Origin of the sequence: Mycobacterium sp. Aquia_213 (genome assembly GCF_026625985.1) — a bacterium.
Lineage (GTDB): Bacteria > Actinomycetota > Actinomycetes > Mycobacteriales > Mycobacteriaceae > Mycobacterium.
Genome location: NZ_CP113116.1, coordinates 1,915,396 through 1,932,939, shown reverse-complemented (window position 1 = coordinate 1,932,939; position 17,544 = coordinate 1,915,396). Strand labels below are relative to the sequence as shown.

The following is a 17,544-nucleotide window of genomic DNA, read 5'->3' as shown; positions in this document are numbered from 1 at the left end:
AGATGCCACCCGACCGACCGCCTCGCCCGGAGCCCGGCACCATCGCCAGCGTCCTGTACAACGTGCGCCGGGTTCCCAAACGCGTTCGCCGCCAATCGCGGGACTTCATCGAGACCGCGGTGTCTCAGTTGTTCGACGCGGCCATGCAGCATCCACACGGCACCGCGGCGTCCGGGGAATACCGGATCGACGACCTGGCCCGGCTGGCCGGCACCACGACCCGCAACATCCGCGTCTACCGCGATCGCGGGCTGCTGCCGCCGCCGTTGCGGGTCGGCCGCATCGCCTTGTTCAACGACACCCATCTGACCCGGCTGCGGCTGATCACCTCGATGCTCGACCGCGGCTACAACATCGCACACGTGCGGGAAATGCTCAGCGCGTGGGAGGAAGGCAAGAACCTCGGCGATGTGCTGGGTCTGGAGACGGCCATCGTGGGTACCTGGACCACCGAGAAGCCGGAAACCATGACGCTGGTCGACGCCCAGCGCCTGGTCGATGATCCAACGGCATTCGAGCGACTGGTCGCGCTGCAGGTGATCCGGGTGGACGGCGAGCGGGCCACCGTCACCCGGCCCAAGCTGATCGAAGCGTTCAACGAGATCCGGGGCTACGGCGTCAAATTGGAGAAGCTAGTCGACCTGCACGAGCAGATCGTGCCCGAGATCGACAAGATCAGCGACCTGCTGGTGCGCGCCGGCGCCGAACACGTCATCGACAAGATCAAGCCGGGCCAGGCACTGCCCGCGGATGCCGAGATCGCCGAACTGATCACGATGCTGGTCCGGTTCCGCACTCAGGCGGTGGCCACCGTCACCGCAACGCTGGCGTCCTCGATCGAGTCCAACATCGAGTCGTTGGCCAGCCGTATCCTCGCCGACTACCTCGAACGCTCACCGGAAGCCGGAGCCGATGCGCCGCTCGACGAGTTGTCGGCACGCCGGCGGAAAGCCAACTGAAGAGCAGCTACTGACGCGCAATCAGATACGGCGCCAGCGTGGACAGCTTCTCGCAGGTTTCCTCGAATTCGCGTTCGGCTAGCGACTCTTCGATGATTCCGGCACCGGCCCGCAGCCACGTCGTCCCGTCGCATTCGTAGGCTGACCGCAGCGTCAGCGCGGCATCCAGAGCTCCGTCGGCCGAGACCATCACCACCGCACCGGAATACAGCCCGCGCGGTGCTTCGTCGAGGCGCATGATCGCCTCGACGCCCGCGCCCTTCGGGATTCCCGACGCGGTGACCGCCGGAAAGAGCGCCTCCAAAGCGTCCATCCGGTCGCTGGACGCATCCAACCGCCCGGTGACCGTCGAGCCCAGGTGTTGCACACTCCCCCGCTCCCGCACGGTCATGAAGTCGGTCACGACCACCGTGCCGGGTTCGGCGATCTCATTCATCTCCTGCAGCGAGTTGCGCACCGAAATAGCATGCTCGACAATCTCTTTGGAATTCGATTCCAGATCGTCGCGGGCTTGCCGGTCGCTCGCCGGACCACGACCGAGCGCGCGGGTGCCCGCCAACGGCTCGGTGATCACCTCGCCGTCCTGACGGACGGCCGTGACGAGCTCGGGGCTGTAGCCCAGCGCACGAATTCCGCCCAGCTGCAGCAGAAACGACCGCACCGGCGTGTTGTGCCGACGGCCCAGCCGATAGGTAGACGGAAAGTCCAGCGCGAAAGGCACTTCCACGGAACGGGAAAGAATCACCTTGTTGTACCGCCCGGCCGCGATTTCACTGACCGCCGCATTCACCCGATCGCGGTAATTCGATTCGTCGGCGGTGATATCGATCCCGCGGGTTTCGCGCAGAGTGGGCACACCCTCGCGGACTAATTCGAGCACCACTTCGCGATGCGCGTCCGAGGACACAGAAATGCCGTCCTGGCTCACCACGATGCGAGAACTCGGCCAGAACAGTCGGGCCAGCGGGGTGCCCGGCGCCAACCGCTGCTGCAGCCCGTATTTGTAGACACCGAATTCGAAGGCGATCCAGCCGAAAACTTGGTCGGTTTCCCGCAGCAGCGAATCAATCGCCTTACCCAGGACCGACCCCGGTCGCCCGGACCACTGTTGTCGCAAAGTCACGCCATCCCGGATAACCCGCAATTCATCGCTGTCCAGCTCGATCATCGCGTGCACGCCGCTGGCCAGCACCCATTGGCCGGTGTGCTCGTAGAGCAAATACTCCTCCCCGACTCGCTCAGGCAGGACCGCCGCCAACTCGGCTGCCAGATCGGCAGGGTCGACGCGGGCCGGGATGGGAATCAGCGGAAACGGCACACCGATCGCATTTGTCTCGACGCTGGCTTCGGTCATAATTGGTAAGGCTAACCTAACATAGAGACCTCATAAAGTCGGGGTCTCTGGAGCCGCCGCAATCGGGCAGATCCCGCTTGGAATTAACCGGTATCACCTTGTCTACGGAATCCGGGCGGTCCCGCCGCGTGAGTTCTACTCCACACCCGTTTCCGCAGGCAGCAGCGATGAAAGCCGACGCGTGACGGTTGGCACAGCGATGGGTCCGGCGGCATCGTGAGGCAGAAACGTTTGCCCCTCGTTCACCTGCTTAGCGCATAGGAAAGGGCTAACATGTCTGTGTTCCCCGTACCATCACTGGCTCCGGCGCCGACTGCATGGGGGGCTCGCCAGGCCGAGCGGCGCGGAGAAGGGGGTAGTTCGGGTGAACCCCAACAGGATTCGTAGCATCCGCGTGTGCTCTGGGGACCCCCGATCCGTGTCCGACGTTTCCAAGGCCGCTGACAGAAAAACGTAACGGAGGTTTAATCCGGCCGGGTGCGAATGACCCCAGCAAATGCCCGATCGCGATTACCACCCCATCGAACGAGAGGAACATTATGTTCGTGATCAGGCTCGCGAACGGTGAGGAAGTCCACGCGTCCGACGGCGACGAACTCGAAATTAACCAGGAAACCGGCGTGCTTACGGTTTCGCGGGTCGATGGATTCGAAGAAATTACGACGCATTACTCGCCGTCCGCATGGCTGTCGGTCACGCACCGCAAACGCGGCGCCGGGGTCAGGCCCTCGCTAATATCCGGGTAAGCGCCGACACGCTAATCCTGACAGTAAATGCACAGCGAACTCACACCAGATTCACGCTAATCGCCCCGTACCCGGTCCTACCAGCACCGCTGTGACCACGGGTTTTGCGATGTGCAACCATTTCGACGCGGCTTGGAACGACGTGCACATTTCGCGTCTGATCCGAGTGGCGGTTTGGCAGCGGCAGAGCTAAATTTTCCACGGTCGTCGGGATGTTCGTGGTAGCCCCCGCTTGCGGACGGTGCTTCCCCCGGGCCACCGGACCGATAAAGAGAGGCACCAATGCTGCAAGAGTTCTGGCATAACTTCACGCACAACCTGTTCAAGCCACTCCTGCTTTTCTTCTACTTCGGATTCCTGATTCCGATCTTGAAGGTGCGATTCGAGTTCCCTTATGTGATCTATCAAGGCCTCACGATGTACCTGCTGTTGGCTATCGGCTGGCATGGCGGTGAGGAACTCGCCGAGGTCAATGCCTCCAGCGTCGGCGCGATCGTGGGATTCATGGCGCTGGGCTTCGTGGTCAACTTCCTGATCGGCATTTTCGCCTATTACCTGCTCGGTTGGCTGACCAGATTGCGCAGAATCGACCGGGCAACCATTGCCGGTTATTACGGGTCGGACTCGGCCGGCACGTTTGCCACCTGTGTGGCGGTCCTCGCCGCGGTGAACATCGCCTTCAACGCCTACATGCCGGTGATGCTGGCCGTGATGGAGATTCCCGGCTGCCTGGTGGCGCTGTACCTGGTGGCCCACCTGCGGCACCGCGGAACAGACGCCGCGGGCAACATGGCCGACGAGCCGGGCTACACCCCGGTCAAGGTCGGCGTCGGGCCCGGCACCGCGGCACGGCCGCCGCAGGGCCAGAGCCTGGAGACCGAGCGCGCACGGGGAATCGAGGAAGAACTCGAGCTTTCGCTGGAAAAGGGCGAGCGCACAGAGGAACTCGACGTGAGCCCGGGCACCCAGCTCACCAAGAAGAAGCCGTCCCTCTTCTCGCGCGAGCTTTTCCAGGAGGTCTTCCTCAACCCCGGGTTGGTCCTGCTGATCGGCGGGATTGTGATTGGCCTCATCAGTGGTCTGCAGGGCCAAAAGGTCGTGCAAGACGACGACAAGTTCTTCGTCATGGCGTTCCAGGGCGTGCTGTGTCTGTTCCTGCTCGAGATGGGCATGACGGCATCCCGCAAGTTGAAAGACCTCAGAACGGCAGGGCCCGGATTCATCTTCTTCGCGGTGCTGGCACCGAATGTCTTTGCCACACTGGGGATCTTCGTCGCCTGCGCCTACGCCAGCGTGACCCACACCGACTTCAAGACGGGCACCTATGTGCTGTTTGCGGTCTTGTGCGGCGCGGCGTCCTATATCGCCGTGCCGGCGGTCCAGCGATTGGCAATCCCGGAAGCGAGCCCGACACTGCCGTTGGCCGCGTCACTGGGTCTGACGTTCTCCTACAACGTCACGATCGGCATCCCGCTCTATATCGAGATCGCCCGCATCATCGAACAATGGTTCGGCGTCTGACGCGCCTCACCCCAATAGCGTCCGCACGACCGCGTCGGCCAACAACCGGCCGCGTGGCGTGAGGACCAGGCGGTCGCCGTCGGCCACCAGCAAGCCGTCGGCGACAACGGTTTTGGCTCGTTCACGTTCGGCGGCGTTCAGCCCCTCCAGCGGAAGCCCCTGGCGCAGGCGGGTTTTCAGTAGCACGTCCTCGGTGTGCAATGCCTCGGCATCGAGCTGCTCGAAACCCGCCACCGGCAACGCCGAACCGGCCAGCACCTCGGCATAGGCGTTGGGATGCTTGACATTCCACCACCGCGTTGCGCCCACGTATCCGTGCGCACCCGGCCCGGCACCCCACCACTGACCACCATCCCAGTAGCCGAGGTTGTGCCGGCACTCCCCGCCCGGCCGCGACCAGTTGGACACCTCATACCAATCGAAGCCGGCTGCGGACAGGCGCTCGTCGAGCAACTCGTAGCGGTGCGCCAGCACGTCGTCGTCGGGTGCGGCCAGCTCGCCACTGCGGACCCTGCGCGCCAGTGCGGTTCCCTCCTCGACCACCAGCGCATACGCGGACACATGATCGACGCCGGTCGCGATCGCCGTGTCGACCGAGCGCAGCAGGTCGTCGTCGGTTTCCACGGGCGTTCCATAGATCAGGTCCAGGCTGACGTGTTCGAAGCCCGCCGCCAACGCCTCGCGGGCCGCGGCTGCGGACCGGTTCGGGGTGTGGATCCGGTCGAGGACGCCCAGCACGAACGGGGACACCGACTGCATGCCGAGGGAAACCCTGGTGTACCCGGCGGCTCGGGCGGCCTCGAAGAAGTCCGGCCAGGCGGATTCCGGGTTGGCCTCGGTGGTGATCTCGGCGTCCGGCGCCAGCACGAAGTGCTCGCGCACCATGTCGAGCAGCGCGACGATGCGCGCCGGGCCCAGCAGCGACGGCGTTCCACCACCGACGAACACGGTGTTCACCGTCGGGGCATCCAGCCGCGCGGCGGCCAGCGCCAGTTCGGTGCGCAGCGCCTCGAGCCAGGCGTCGGGGTTGACGCCGCCCAACTCGGCGGGTGTGTAGGTGTTGAAATCGCAGTACCCGCAACGGGTTATGCAGAACGGGACATGGACATATATCCCAAACGACTGTCCAGGACTCCGCTGTATCCCGGGTAGCTCGGCCGGTACCGCGCGAAGGGCCATGCCAAATGATTGCACGTTCACCGGGTCACGCCGGCCGCTCGCCGGATGAGTGGGTGAGCAAATTCACCCCGGCCCGGCGCGCGATTGTACGAGTCGCATCGCCGCGCCGCTTGGCAGACGGGTCGACCCCCGCCGGCCCGGCCGGTCGGCCAATTAGCCACGTCAGACGCACGAGTGGGCCACTCTCAGGGCTTTCTCGGCTTTGTATGTCGAATTACCCAGGATTATCGGGTAGTTTTGCTCACCGTGAGAACAAATCCGACCTGGTGGCACGGCCCGTCCTTATCCGTGGCAGAATGGGCGCGTGACCGTCGCCCAGCCCAGCCAGCGCATTGCGCTAGTGGTGCGGCGGCACATCGATCTCAAGCGTGTTTGCAGCTGTAGCTGTCCGGCTTGATTCCGTAGACCCGCCCACCTGTACGTCCAGCTGGCGCCGGATCTGCGCCCGCCGCTATTGACCGGTGCGTCGCGCGTCCATGCCTGCTCAGTCCGCGAAGGAGACCTTCGAATGACCACAGCCCGTCCCGCCAAGGCGGCCCGGAGTGAGGGCCAGTGGGCGCTGGGAGATCGCGAGCCGCTGAACCCCAACGAGGAGTTCAAGCAGGCCGGTCCCCCGCTTGAGGTGCGGGAACGCATCTTGGACAAGTACTCCAAAGAGGGCTTCGACAGCATCGAGAAGAACGACCTGCGCGGGCGCATGCGCTGGTGGGGCCTGTACACCCAGCGTGAGCAGGGCTACGACGGCAGCTGGACCGGCGACGACAACATGGACAAGCTCGAGGCCAAGTACTTCATGCTGCGGGTGCGCTGTGACGGCGGCGCCCTGTCCGCCCCGGCGCTGCGCACGCTGGGCCAGATCTCGACCGAGTTCGCCCGCGACACCGCCGACATCTCCGATCGGGAGAACGTGCAGTACCACTGGATACGGGTGGAAGACGTCCCCGAAATCTGGCGGCGATTGGACGAGGTCGGCCTGCAGACCGCGGAGGCGTGCGGCGACTGCCCGCGGGTGATCTTGGGCTCACCGCTGGCCGGTGAATCGCTGGACGAGGTACTCGACCCGACCTGGGCGATCGACGAGATCGTGCGCCGCTACATCGGTCAGCCCGAGTTCGCCGACCTGCCGCGCAAGTTCAAGACCGCGATCTCCGGTCTGCAGGATGTCGTGCACGAGGTCAATGACATTGCGTTTATCGGCGTCAACCATCCCGAGCACGGCCCCGGGCTGGACCTGTGGGTGGGCGGCGGGCTGTCCACCGTCCCGATGCTGGGCCAGCGGGTCGGCGCCTGGGTACCGCTGGAAGAGGTGCCCGAGGTGTGGGCCGCGGTCACCTCGATCTTCCGCGACTACGGCTACCGACGGCTGCGGGCCAAGGCGCGGCTGAAGTTCCTGATCAAGGACTGGGGTATCGAGAAATTCCGGGAAGTTCTGGAAACCGAGTACCTCAAGCGTCCGCTGATCGACGGCCCGGCCCCCGAACCGGTCAAGCACCCGATCGACCACGTCGGCGTGCAGCGGCTCAAGAACGGGCTCAATGCCGTCGGCGTCGCCGCGATCGCGGGGCGGGTATCGGGCACCATCCTGTCCGCGGTGGCCGACCTCGCCGCGCAGGCGGGGTCGGACCGGATCCGGTTCACGCCCTACCAGAAGCTGGTCATCCTCGACATTCCCGACGACAAGCTCGACGACGTGACCGCCGGCCTCGACGCGCTCGGCCTGCAGTCGCAACCGTCGCATTGGCGCCGAAACCTGATGGCCTGCACCGGGATTGAGTTCTGCAAACTATCCTTCGCCGAAACCCGGGTCAGGGCGCAGACTTTGGTGCCGGAGCTGGAAAGCCGACTGCAGGACATCAACTCGCAGCTCGACGTGCCGATCACGGTCAACATCAACGGCTGCCCCAACTCGTGTGCGCGAATTCAGATCGCCGACATCGGCTTCAAGGGCCAGATGGTCGACGATGGCAACGGCAACTCGGTCGAGGGCTTCCAGGTGCATCTGGGCGGCAGCCTCGGCCTGGACAGCGGATTCGGCCGAAAACTGCGCCAGCACAAGGTCACCAGCGACGAGCTGGGCGACTACATCGATCGGGTGGCCCGCAACTTCGTCAAGCACCGCAACGACGGGGAGCGGTTCGCGCAATGGGCACTTCGCGCCGAGGAGGGCGACCTGCGATGAGCACCGAAGCGACCGATCCGGACACCGCCGCACTGCGCGAGCTAGCCGCCAAGGGTGCGGCCGAACTCGAGGGCGCCAGCGCGGCCGAGCTGCTGCGCTGGACCGAAGAGAACTTCGGCGGTATCAACGGGCCGCGCGGCTGGGCGACATGCAATTACATCGTCGCCTCTAACATGCAAGACGCCGTGCTGGTGGACATGGCGTCCAAGGTGCGCCCCGGCGTACCGGTGCTGTTCCTGGACACCGGCTATCACTTCGTCGAAACTGTCGGCACCCGCGATGCGGTCGAATCCGTCTACGACGTGCGGGTTCTCAACGTCACTCCCGAGCACACGGTGGCCCAGCAGGACGAGCTGAAGGGCAAGGACCTGTTCGCGCGGGACCCCGGCGAATGCTGCCGGCTACGCAAGGTCGCCCCGCTGGGCAAAGCGCTCAGCGGATACTCCGCCTGGGTGACCGGGATACGCAGAGTCGAGGCACCGACCCGCGCCAACGCGCCGCTGATCAGTTTCGACGAGGCATTCAAGCTGGTGAAGATCAACCCGCTGGCGGCGTGGACCGACGAGGACATGCAGAACTACATCGACGAGCACGATGTGCTGGTTAATCCGCTTGTCTACGAAGGCTATCCGTCGATCGGCTGCGCCCCCTGCACGGCCAAGCCCGTCGAAGGCGCCGACCCCCGCAGCGGACGTTGGCAGGGGCAGGCCAAGACCGAATGCGGGTTGCACGCGTCGTGACCACGCTCGTGCTGACCGCACACGGAAGTAAGGATCCACGGTCGGCGGTCAATGCACAGGCCGTCGCCGACGAAGTGGCGCGCCTGCGGCCGAATCTCGATGTGCGACTGGCATTCCTGGACCACAGTTCACCGAGCCTGGCCGATGTGCTCACATCGGTCGATGGCCCGGCTGTCGTCACCCCACTGCTGTTGGCCAACGCCTACCACGCCCGGGTCGACATCCCCGCCCAGATCACCGGTTGCGTTACGACCCAACACGTGTGGCAGGCACCGGTGCTCGGCGAGGACGACCGGCTGGTGTCGGTGCTGCGCCGGCGTGTGACGGAGTTGGGGGTCTCGCGCCTCGATGACAGTGTCGGTGTCCTCGTGGTGGCGATCGGCACATCCGACCCGGCGGTGAACGCGCGCACGGGCCGGGTCGCGCCAAAGCTGTTGGCGGGCACGTCTTGGGCGGGGGCAACCACCGCGTTCGCCACCCAGCAGGAACGTTCGCTGACCGAATCGCTGGGCAGGTTGCGCCGCCAGCGCGCCCGCCGAGTGGTCATTGCGCCGTGGTTCCTGGCCCCGGGACTGATACCCGATCGGGTGCAAAGGTTCGCCGCGAAGGCCGGTATCGAGATGGCTGCCCCACTGGGCGCCCATCGTTTGGTGGCCGAGACGGTGCTGGATCGCTTCGCCGAGGCGGCCGCCGGCCAGATCGCGGCCTGAGCGGCCCGAGTGGCCTGACACCAGATCGCTTGCACCACTAACATGGCGCAATGGGCGATCATGACCCGCACCGGCTCGCCGAGCATCTGGCCGGCCTGCCGCACTACCACGTCGTGGCGCAAAACCGGAACAACGAGGTCATTTACAGCGACGGCCTGACCTGGCCCGGCGCAGAAGGATTCGCCGCGGACCTGATTTCACCGGCGCCGGGCGCCCCGGTACCCGAGGTGGAACTCGAAGCGGTGTGGATCATCGAAGCCGATCCACGATGGTGCCCATTCGCCCACGGCGATGACACCGCTGAATCCGACGAGCTGACGGTCACCGAATACATCGAGCGGCTGACCCAACAGCCGCCCTACTGGTCGACGCTGCAATAACTCTCAGGCCGACGTCAAAGTGCTCTGATCTTCGTCGGCACCGCCGGACGGCGCAGCATCGGTGATGCTGGACGGCACGCGGGTCGCACGCACGTAGACGGTGTCCCCGTCCTTCAGGGCCAGCGCCTCGGCGTCACCTCGGGTGATCTGAGCGGTGAAATTGCCGCCGGTGGCCGCGCTGGTCAACTCGACGCGCACCTCGAAACCCAGTGCCACGACCCGGTCGACGGTCGCCCGCACCACTCCGATGGACTCGGCGGCGCTGTCACCTCCGGCGATCGCCATCTCGGGATTGCGGCCGACCCGGATGTCGTGCGGGCGAACCAAACTGCCGTTCAGTGTCGAGACCGCGCCCAGGAACGACATCACGAACGAGTTCGCGGGAGCGTCGTAGACCTCGGTCGGGGACCCGACCTGCTCGATGCGGCCCTTGTTGAGCACCGCAATCCGATCGGCCACGTCCAGCGCCTCGGCCTGATCGTGAGTGACCAGCACCGTGGTGACGTGGACCTCGTCGTGCAGGCGCCGCAGCCAGGCCCGCAGATCCTCGCGAACCTTGGCGTCCAGCGCGCCGAACGGCTCGTCGAGCAGCAGCACCTGCGGGTCGACGGCCAGCGCTCGCGCCAGCGCCATCCGCTGTCGCTGACCGCCGGAGAGCTGGTTGGGGTAGCGACCCTGAAATCCGCTGAGCCCCACGACTTCCAGCAGGTTGTCGACCTTCTCCTTGACCTCGGCCTTGGGGCGCTTGCGGATCTTCAATCCGTACGCGACATTGTCGCGGACCGTCATGTGCTTGAACGCGGCGTAGTGCTGGAACACGAATCCGATGCCGCGCCGCTGCGGCGGCACCCGGGTCACGTCGAGCCCGTTAATCGTCACGCTTCCCGTGTCGGGCTGGTCGAGACCGGCGATGGTGCGCAACAGGGTTGACTTGCCCGAGCCACTGGGCCCCAGCAATGCCGTCAGTGAACCGGTGGGGACCACGAAGTCCACGTGATCCAACGCCACGAAATCGTTGTAGCGTTTGTTGGCGTCGCGAACGATGATCGCGTTGTCTGTCTTGGTGGCGGTCATATCCGTGTCTCCTTGTCAAGCAACCTTGTTCGCCCGTGCTCGGCGAATGTCGAGAATCACCTGGACGATCAGAACGGCCACGGCGACTCCCATCAGCAGTGTGGATAGCGCGTAGGCGCCGTACTCGGCGCCCCGGTTGTAGCGGTCGGAGACCAACAGCGTCAGTGTCTGCGATTTCCCGGGCAGGTTGGACGACACGATGATCACCGCCCCGTATTCACCGAGCGTGCGCGCGATGGTCAGCATGATGCCGTAGGTCAGACCCCATCGGATAGAAGGCAGGGTGATCCGCCAAAAGGTCTGCCACCAACTAGAACCCAGTGTCGCGGCCGCCTGTTCTTGGTCCGTTCCCAATTCGTGGAGCACCGGTTCGACTTCACGGACCACGAACGGCAGCGTGACGAAGATACTGGCGAGGACTATGCCCGGCAGGCCGAAGATGACCTTCAAGCCGAAGTCTCTTTCGACAAACCCGAACGCACCAGCCGACCCCCACAACAGGATCAGGGCGACGCCCACGATGACCGGCGAGACAGCGAAGGGCAGGTCGATGACCGCCTGCAACACACCCTTGCCGCGGAACCTGTTGCGCGCCAGCACCAATGCCGTGGGAATACCGAAGACCACGTTGAGTGGCACCACGATCGCCACCACGAGCAGCGACAAGTCCAGCGCCGATTGCGCTGCCGGCGTACTCACCCAGTCATAGAACTGGCCCACCCCCGGCTCGAAGGTCCGCCACAGGATCACCGAGACCGGAACTATCAACAGCACAAAGACGTACGACAGGCCGAGATACCGAGTGAGGTAACGAACCCACGGCGACGACGTCACGAGCCACTCCCCTCCCGCCGCGCAGCGCGGACACCCGCGATTCGCAGAATGAACAGCAGAAAGAATGAGATCAGCAGCAACACAATGGATATAGCCGCGGCGCCGGTACGGTCGTCGTTCTCGATCAAGGTCCGGATCCACTGCGACGAGACTTCGGTCTTGCCGGGCACCGCCCCGCCGATCAGCACCACCGAACCGAACTCGCCGATGGCCCGCGAAAACGCCAGTCCCGCACCGGACAACAGAGACGGCAGCAGCGACGGCAGGATCACCGAGGTGAAGATCTTCGGGCCGCTGGCGCCCAGCGACGCGGCCGCCTCTTCGGTCTCGCGGTCGATTTCCAGCAACACCGGCTGAACCGCGCGCACCACGAATGGCAAGGTGACGAACGCCAGTGCAACTGCCACACCCCACGCGGTGTGCTGCAGGTGCAAGCCCACCGGGCTGTTGTTTCCGTACAGGGCCAACATCACCAGGCTGGCGACAATCGTCGGCAGCGCGAACGGCAAGTCGATGACGGTATCGACCAGTCGTCTACCGAAGAAGTCGTCGCGCACCAGAATCCAGGCGATCAGCAGACCGAACACGGTGTTGACCACCGTGACCCCGAGGCTGATGGTCAGGGTCACCCGGAACGAATCCACTGCCGCGTGCGACGTGACCGCCAGCCAGAAGGCGTGCCAGCCACCACCGGCGGCCTGCCAGGCGATCGCGGCCAACGGCAGCAGCACGATCACCGACAGCCATACCGTCGCCACGCCGACCCGCAGCGATGTGGGCCCCGGCCGGACCAGCCCCGACGGCCGGCGCGGCCCGTTACCCTCGGGCTCGTCGAGCTGGACCCGGATCGCCTCGGGATCCGGGACGATCGCCGCCGTCATCCGGTGGCCTTCGTATAGATCTTGGTGATGCTGCCGTTGTTCTTGTCGAACAGTTGGGGATCCACCGTGGCCCAGCCGCCCAGGTCGGCGATCGTCCAGAGTTTCGCCGGCACCGGGAACTGACTCCGGAATTCGGCGGCGATCGCGGGATCGACCGGCCGGAAACCGGCCTGCGCCCACACTTTCTGCGCCGCGGCGGTGTACTGGAAGTTCTTGAACGCGTTCGCGGAATCCAGGTGCGGGCTCGTCGTGACCACCGCCAACGGATTTTCGATCTTGAAGGTCTGGGGTGGGGTGACGTGTTCGACCGGCTTCCCTTGCCGCTCAGTGGCGATGGCCTCGTTCTCGTAGCTGATCAATACGTCGCCGCTGCCCTGGACGAAAACGTCGGTGGCTTCCCGTCCCGACCCGGGCCGCAACTTCACATGGTCGCGCACCAACTGGCTGACGAAGTCGATCCCCGCTTGGCCATTCCTGCCGCCATCGCTTTTGGCGGCGTACGGCGCGAGCAGATTCCACTTGGCCGATCCCGAACTCAGCGGGCTGGGCGTGATGACTTCGATCCCGGGCCGCAGCAGGTCGTCCCAATCCCGAATGTTCTTCGGATTGCCCTTGCGTACCACGAACGTCACCACCGACCCGAACGGGATGCCTTTGGTGGCATCGGTATTCCAGTCTTTGGAAACCTTGCCCGCCTTGACCAATCGAGTGATGTCCGGTTCGACCGAGAAATTCACCAGGTCGGCCGGCTTCCCCTCGGCCACCCCTCGAGACTGGTCGCCGGAGGCTCCATACGAAGTGATCACTTGCACACCCTTGCCCTCCTCGGAGGCGTTGAATGCGGGAATCACCTTGCTCCATCCGGGTTCTGGCGCGGAGTACGCAACCAGCGTGACGGTGGTGTGCGCGCCCGACGGCCCCCCGCCGCCAACGACGTCACTGGGGCCGGGACTACATGCCGCGACGACAACGGAAATCAGCGCGAGCGCGCCGAAAGGTCGCCAGCGCCGTGCGCTGCCGATGTCGTTGAACATTCGCGGCCTTCCAATGCGGGACTTACGGATCTTGTTCCCGTTGCTGCGGAATGGCATATAGAACTGAAGGGGAATTCGCCTACTCCATACCAGACCGCATACGGGGTTGGTAGTCAGCGACAACAGTGCATGCAGTTATGACAGTCCAAGACAACGGATGCCACGTGCATGGCGCGAAGCCTAACAGGAATTCACTGGCCCGCCACCGGACCGGGTCTCGGCGCAAGTCAGCGCGCCCGCCTCAGTGCGTCACCCACCACGCGACGATCACCAACACCACGAGCGTGACGAGAACCAACGTCACGTGAGACCGGGGCATGCGGGTTACCTGGGCGTCCCGTCGATCCGACGCGCGCGCTGCAGCAATTCGATGCCTTTGCTGAGCACGGCGTCCAGCGCCACCGCCGCGAAGTAGGCGACCGCCAGCACGACCGGCATCACCACCATGGCCTGCAGCACGAAGGGAAGTCCGGAAATCCACAGCTCATTTCCGTCCCACCAATTGAGGAACCCGTTCACCGGGCTCACACTATTCGTCCGAGCAGTCGAAACACCAATGTGTCAAGATCGGCGAGTGCCTGTCGCATCCGAGGAAACCACCTGTGTCATCGCCGGCGGCGGTCCCGCCGGTATGGTGCTTGGCCTGCTGTTAGCGCGGGGCGGCGTAAGAGTCACGGTGATGGAAAAACACGCCGATTTCCTGCGTGACTTCCGGGGCGACACCGTGCACGCGAGCACGTTGCGCCTGCTTGACGAACTCGGCTTGGGATCGCGGTTCGCCCAGATCCCGCACCGTCTGATCGACACCATCCAATTAGAGATGCAAGGCCAACCGTTGAACCTCGACCTGTCCCACCTGCCGGGTGCACACCAACACATCGCCCTGGTGCCACAGTGGGACTTCCTGGAGTTGTTGGCCTCGGCGGCCGAGACGGAACCCACCTTCCGGCTGTTGCGCAGCACCGAGGTGACCGGAGTGGTTCGCGACGGCGACCGCGTCACCGGCGTCACCTACCGCGACCCGAGCGGTGAGAGCAAGCAGATGCGCGCCCTGCTGACGGTGGCCTGCGACGGGCGCGGGTCCACGGTGCGCTCCGCGATCGGGCTCGAACCGCGAGGGTTCGGCGCCCCGATGGATGTGTGGTGGTTCCGCTTGCCTCGGCACGCCGACGACCCGAGCGGACTTGCCGGCAGGTTCGTGGCCGGACACGGGCTCATCATGATCGACCGCGGCGACTACTACCAGATCGCCTACATCATTCCCAAGGGCACCGACACCGAGATGCGAGCCGAGGGCATCGAGGCGTTGCACCAGGTGCTGGTGAGTCTGGTGCCCTGGCTTTCCGACCGAGTCGGCACGCTGTCGTCGTTCGATGACGTGAAACTGCTTGACGTACAGCTCAATCGGCTGCGCCGCTGGTACACCGACGGCGCCCTGTGCATCGGCGACGCGGCGCACGCGATGTCGCCGGTCGGGGGCGTCGGAATCAACCTCGCGGTCGCCGATGCCGTAGCCACCGCACGCTTGCTGGCCGGCCCGCTGCAAGCCGGGCGGGTAACCACTCGGGAGCTGTTGCGGGTGCAGGTTCGCCGCTGGATACCCACGGCGATCATCCAGGCCGTACAACGGACGATCCACGCCCAAGTGGTCGCCGACGTGGTGGCCGGAAGCGATGCCAATGCGCCCCGGGGCGTTCAACTGGCCAGCCGGTTCCCGGCCTTGCGGCGATTACTCGCTTATTTGGTGGCGATCGGCCCGCTGTCCGAGCACGCACCGAAGTTTGCCCGGCCGAACGGATAAACCGCCGGCCGTCGCCGCACCGCGCCACCTCGGCAAAAGATGGACGCCGGGCGGGTCGACAGATGATGATGTCGAGATGGTCATGCACGCCGAACCCGCCGACCAGCCCGCCGACTCCGCCCCTGAGCAGGCGTTTCAATCGGGCCGCCAGCCGGCGCTGGCCTCGCCCCTCGATTTCAGCGCGTCGGCACCGTTTACCTCCGGCAGCGCGCTGCGCAACCCGTTTCCGCCGATCGCCGACTACGCATTTCTGTCCGACTGGGAAACGACCTGCCTGATCTCCCCCGCCGGTTCGGTCGAGTGGCTGTGCGTGCCCCGGCCGGACTCGCCGAGCGTGTTCGGCGCGATCCTGGACCGCAGCGCCGGCCACTTCCGGCTCGGCCCGTATGGCGTCTCGGTGCCCTCGGCCCGGCGCTACCTGCCCGGCAGCCTGATCATGGAAACCACCTGGCAGACCCATACCGGGTGGCTGATTGTGCGCGACGCACTGGTGATGGGCCCCTGGCATGACATCGAGCGGCGCTCACGCACCCATCGCCGCACCCCGATGGACTGGGATGCCGAGCACATCCTGCTGCGCACCGTGCGCTGTGTCAGCGGCACCGTCGAGCTGGTCATGAGTTGCGAACCGGCCTTCGACTACCACCGCATCGGCCCCACCTGGGAATACTCCGCCAACGCCTACGGCGAGGTGCTCGCTACCGCCAGCAAACAACCGGACGACCATCCGCAGCTGCGGCTGACCAGCAACCTGAACATCGGGCTGGAAGGGCGGGAAGCGCGGGCGCGCACCCGGATGAAGGAGGGCGACGACGTGTTCGTCGCCCTGAGCTGGACCAAACACCCGGCGCCGCAGACCTTCGAAGAGGCCGCCGACAAGATGTGGCAAACCACCGAGTGCTGGCGGCAGTGGATCAACATCGGCAACTTCCCGGACCATCCGTGGCGGGCCTATCTGCAGCGCAGCGCGCTCACCCTGAAGGGCTTGACCTATTCACCCACCGGCGCGCTGCTGGCCGCCAGCACCACGTCGCTGCCGGAAACGCCGCGGGGCGAGCGCAACTGGGACTACCGCTACGCCTGGATCCGCGACTCGACCTTCGCGTTGTGGGGCCTGTACACGCTGGGCTTGGATCGCGAAGCCGACGACTTCTTCGCGTTCATCGCCGACGTGTCCGGCGCCAACAACAACGAGCGCCATCCGCTGCAGGTGATGTACGGAGTCGGTGGCGAGCGCAGTCTGGTCGAAGAGGAACTGAACCATCTTTCCGGCTACGACCACGCGCGCCCGGTGCGGATCGGCAACGGCGCCTATGACCAGATCCAGCACGACATTTGGGGCTCGATCCTGGATTCGTTCTACCTGCATGCCAAGTCACGCGAACAGGTTCCGGAGACGTTGTGGCCGGTGCTCAAGAAACAGGTGGAAGAGGCGATCGCGCACTGGCGCGAGCCCGACCGCGGCATCTGGGAGGTGCGCGGGGAACCGCAGCACTTCACCTCGTCGAAGGTGATGTGCTGGGTGGCGCTGGACCGCGGGTCCAAACTGGCCGAGCGGCAAGGCGAGAAGAGCTACGCCCAGCAGTGGCGGGTCATCGCCGAGGAGATGAAAGCCGACATCCTCAAAAACGGCGTGGACTCTCGCGGCGTGTTCACGCAGCGTTACGGCAGTGACGCGCTGGATGCCTCGCTGCTGCTGGTGGTGCTGACGCGATTCCTGCCGCCCGACGATCCGCGGGTGCGCAACACGGTGCTGGCGATCGCGAACGAACTCACCGAGGAAGGCCTGGTGCTGCGCTACCGGGTCGAGCAGACCGACGACGGGCTGTCCGGCGAGGAAGGCACGTTCACCATTTGCTCGTTCTGGCTGGTGTCCGCGTTGGTCGAGATCGGTGAGGTGGGACGGGCCAAGCGGCTGTGTGAGCGGCTGCTGTCCTACGCCAGCCCGCTGCATCTCTACGCCGAGGAGATCGAGCCGCGCACCGGCCGGCACCTGGGCAACTTCCCGCAAGCGTTCACCCATCTGGCGCTGATCAATGCGGTGGTACACGTGATCCGCGCCGAAGAGGAATCCGACGGCTCCGGGATGTTCCAGCCCGCGAATGCGCCCATGTAGCGAAAGCCGTTACCCTACAAGGCAATACAGGTGTGA

General features: G+C 65.1%; 15 protein-coding genes and 1 pseudogene. 9 read left to right on the top strand and 7 right to left on the bottom strand.

What is annotated here, in order from left to right; genetic code table 11:
- Positions 1 to 2 precede the first annotated feature (2 nt).
- On the top strand, positions 3 to 959 hold the full coding sequence (locus tag LMQ14_RS09095; protein WP_267734419.1) for a MerR family transcriptional regulator: 957 nt from the start codon (positions 3 to 5) through the stop codon (positions 957 to 959).
- Positions 960 to 966: 7 nt separating this feature from the next.
- On the opposite strand, the gene LMQ14_RS09090 is transcribed toward LMQ14_RS09095, so the two are convergent.
- A complete protein-coding gene (locus LMQ14_RS09090) occupies positions 967 to 2,313 on the bottom strand; it encodes a salicylate synthase (RefSeq protein ID WP_267734418.1) in 1,347 nt (448 codons plus the stop codon).
- 539 nt (positions 2,314 to 2,852) lie between these two features.
- On the opposite strand from LMQ14_RS09090, the gene LMQ14_RS09085 reads away from it, so the two are divergent.
- Both LMQ14_RS09085 and LMQ14_RS09080 read left to right on the top strand, forming a co-directional pair.
- Complete coding sequence (locus tag LMQ14_RS09085) at positions 2,853 to 3,059, top strand: hypothetical protein (RefSeq protein WP_085221210.1); 207 nt, start codon at positions 2,853 to 2,855, stop codon at positions 3,057 to 3,059.
- A 282-nt stretch (positions 3,060 to 3,341) separates the two neighbouring features.
- Positions 3,342 to 4,580, top strand: a complete 1,239-nt coding sequence (locus LMQ14_RS09080) for a sodium-dependent bicarbonate transport family permease (RefSeq protein WP_267734417.1) — start codon at positions 3,342 to 3,344, stop codon at positions 4,578 to 4,580.
- 6 nt (positions 4,581 to 4,586) lie between these two features.
- Here the strand turns inward: LMQ14_RS09080 and hemW are convergent, their stop codons facing one another.
- Positions 4,587 to 5,759, bottom strand: coding sequence for a radical SAM family heme chaperone HemW (gene hemW / locus LMQ14_RS09075; protein ID WP_267734416.1), 1,173 nt, complete (start codon positions 5,757 to 5,759; stop codon positions 4,587 to 4,589).
- A 508-nt stretch (positions 5,760 to 6,267) separates the two neighbouring features.
- Between hemW and LMQ14_RS09070 the strand changes: the two genes are divergently transcribed.
- From LMQ14_RS09070 to LMQ14_RS09055, 4 genes are read left to right on the top strand one after another with little or no spacing between them, the layout of a single operon-like run.
- Positions 6,268 to 7,938, top strand: a complete 1,671-nt coding sequence (locus LMQ14_RS09070) for a nitrite/sulfite reductase (protein WP_267734415.1) — start codon at positions 6,268 to 6,270, stop codon at positions 7,936 to 7,938.
- Positions 7,935 to 8,678 (top strand): phosphoadenylyl-sulfate reductase, encoded by a 744-nt coding sequence (locus tag LMQ14_RS09065; RefSeq protein ID WP_267734414.1) that lies wholly within the window; start codon positions 7,935 to 7,937, stop codon positions 8,676 to 8,678. Before LMQ14_RS09070 ends, LMQ14_RS09065 begins: the two co-directional genes overlap by 4 nt.
- Complete coding sequence (locus LMQ14_RS09060) at positions 8,657 to 9,388, top strand: sirohydrochlorin chelatase (RefSeq protein ID WP_420714628.1); 732 nt, start codon at positions 8,657 to 8,659, stop codon at positions 9,386 to 9,388. The genes LMQ14_RS09065 and LMQ14_RS09060 overlap by 22 nt, the downstream gene beginning before the upstream one ends.
- Positions 9,389 to 9,438: 50 nt before the next feature.
- Positions 9,439 to 9,768, top strand: a complete 330-nt coding sequence (locus LMQ14_RS09055; RefSeq protein ID WP_267734412.1) for a hypothetical protein — start codon at positions 9,439 to 9,441, stop codon at positions 9,766 to 9,768.
- A gap of 3 nt (positions 9,769 to 9,771) precedes the next feature.
- Here the strand turns inward: LMQ14_RS09055 and LMQ14_RS09050 are convergent, their stop codons facing one another.
- The 5 genes from LMQ14_RS09050 to LMQ14_RS09030 all read right to left on the bottom strand — a co-directional run bounded on the left by LMQ14_RS09050 (position 9,772) and on the right by LMQ14_RS09030 (position 14,119).
- Positions 9,772 to 10,842, bottom strand: coding sequence for a sulfate/molybdate ABC transporter ATP-binding protein (locus LMQ14_RS09050; RefSeq protein ID WP_267734411.1), 1,071 nt, complete (start codon positions 10,840 to 10,842; stop codon positions 9,772 to 9,774).
- A 15-nt stretch (positions 10,843 to 10,857) separates the two neighbouring features.
- Positions 10,858 to 11,676 carry a sulfate ABC transporter permease subunit CysW gene (gene cysW / locus LMQ14_RS09045; RefSeq protein ID WP_267734410.1) on the bottom strand — a complete coding sequence of 273 codons (819 nt, stop codon included), beginning with the start codon at positions 11,674 to 11,676 and terminating at the stop codon, positions 10,858 to 10,860.
- Entirely contained in the window at positions 11,673 to 12,557 is an 885-nt protein-coding gene (gene cysT, locus LMQ14_RS09040) for a sulfate ABC transporter permease subunit CysT (protein WP_267734409.1), read from the bottom strand. The genes cysW and cysT overlap by 4 nt, the downstream gene beginning before the upstream one ends.
- Positions 12,554 to 13,591 carry a sulfate ABC transporter substrate-binding protein gene (locus LMQ14_RS09035; protein WP_267734408.1) on the bottom strand — a complete coding sequence of 346 codons (1,038 nt, stop codon included), beginning with the start codon at positions 13,589 to 13,591 and terminating at the stop codon, positions 12,554 to 12,556. Before LMQ14_RS09035 ends, cysT begins: the two co-directional genes overlap by 4 nt.
- Before the next feature lie 324 nt (positions 13,592 to 13,915).
- The gene (locus tag LMQ14_RS09030) at positions 13,916 to 14,119 is read right to left on the bottom strand and encodes a hypothetical protein (RefSeq protein ID WP_267734407.1); all 204 of its coding nucleotides are present in this window, start codon (positions 14,117 to 14,119) and stop codon (positions 13,916 to 13,918) included.
- A gap of 28 nt (positions 14,120 to 14,147) precedes the next feature.
- On the opposite strand from LMQ14_RS09030, the gene LMQ14_RS09025 reads away from it, so the two are divergent.
- Positions 14,148 to 15,392: an FAD-dependent oxidoreductase gene (locus tag LMQ14_RS09025; RefSeq protein WP_420714627.1), complete on the top strand. Its 1,245-nt coding sequence runs from the start codon at positions 14,148 to 14,150 to the stop codon at positions 15,390 to 15,392.
- Positions 15,393 to 15,597: 205 nt separating this feature from the next.
- Positions 15,598 to 17,508 (top strand): annotated as a pseudogene (locus LMQ14_RS09020) (glycoside hydrolase family 15 protein); the annotation flags it as partial.
- Between the last annotated feature and the right edge of the window lie 36 nt (positions 17,509 to 17,544).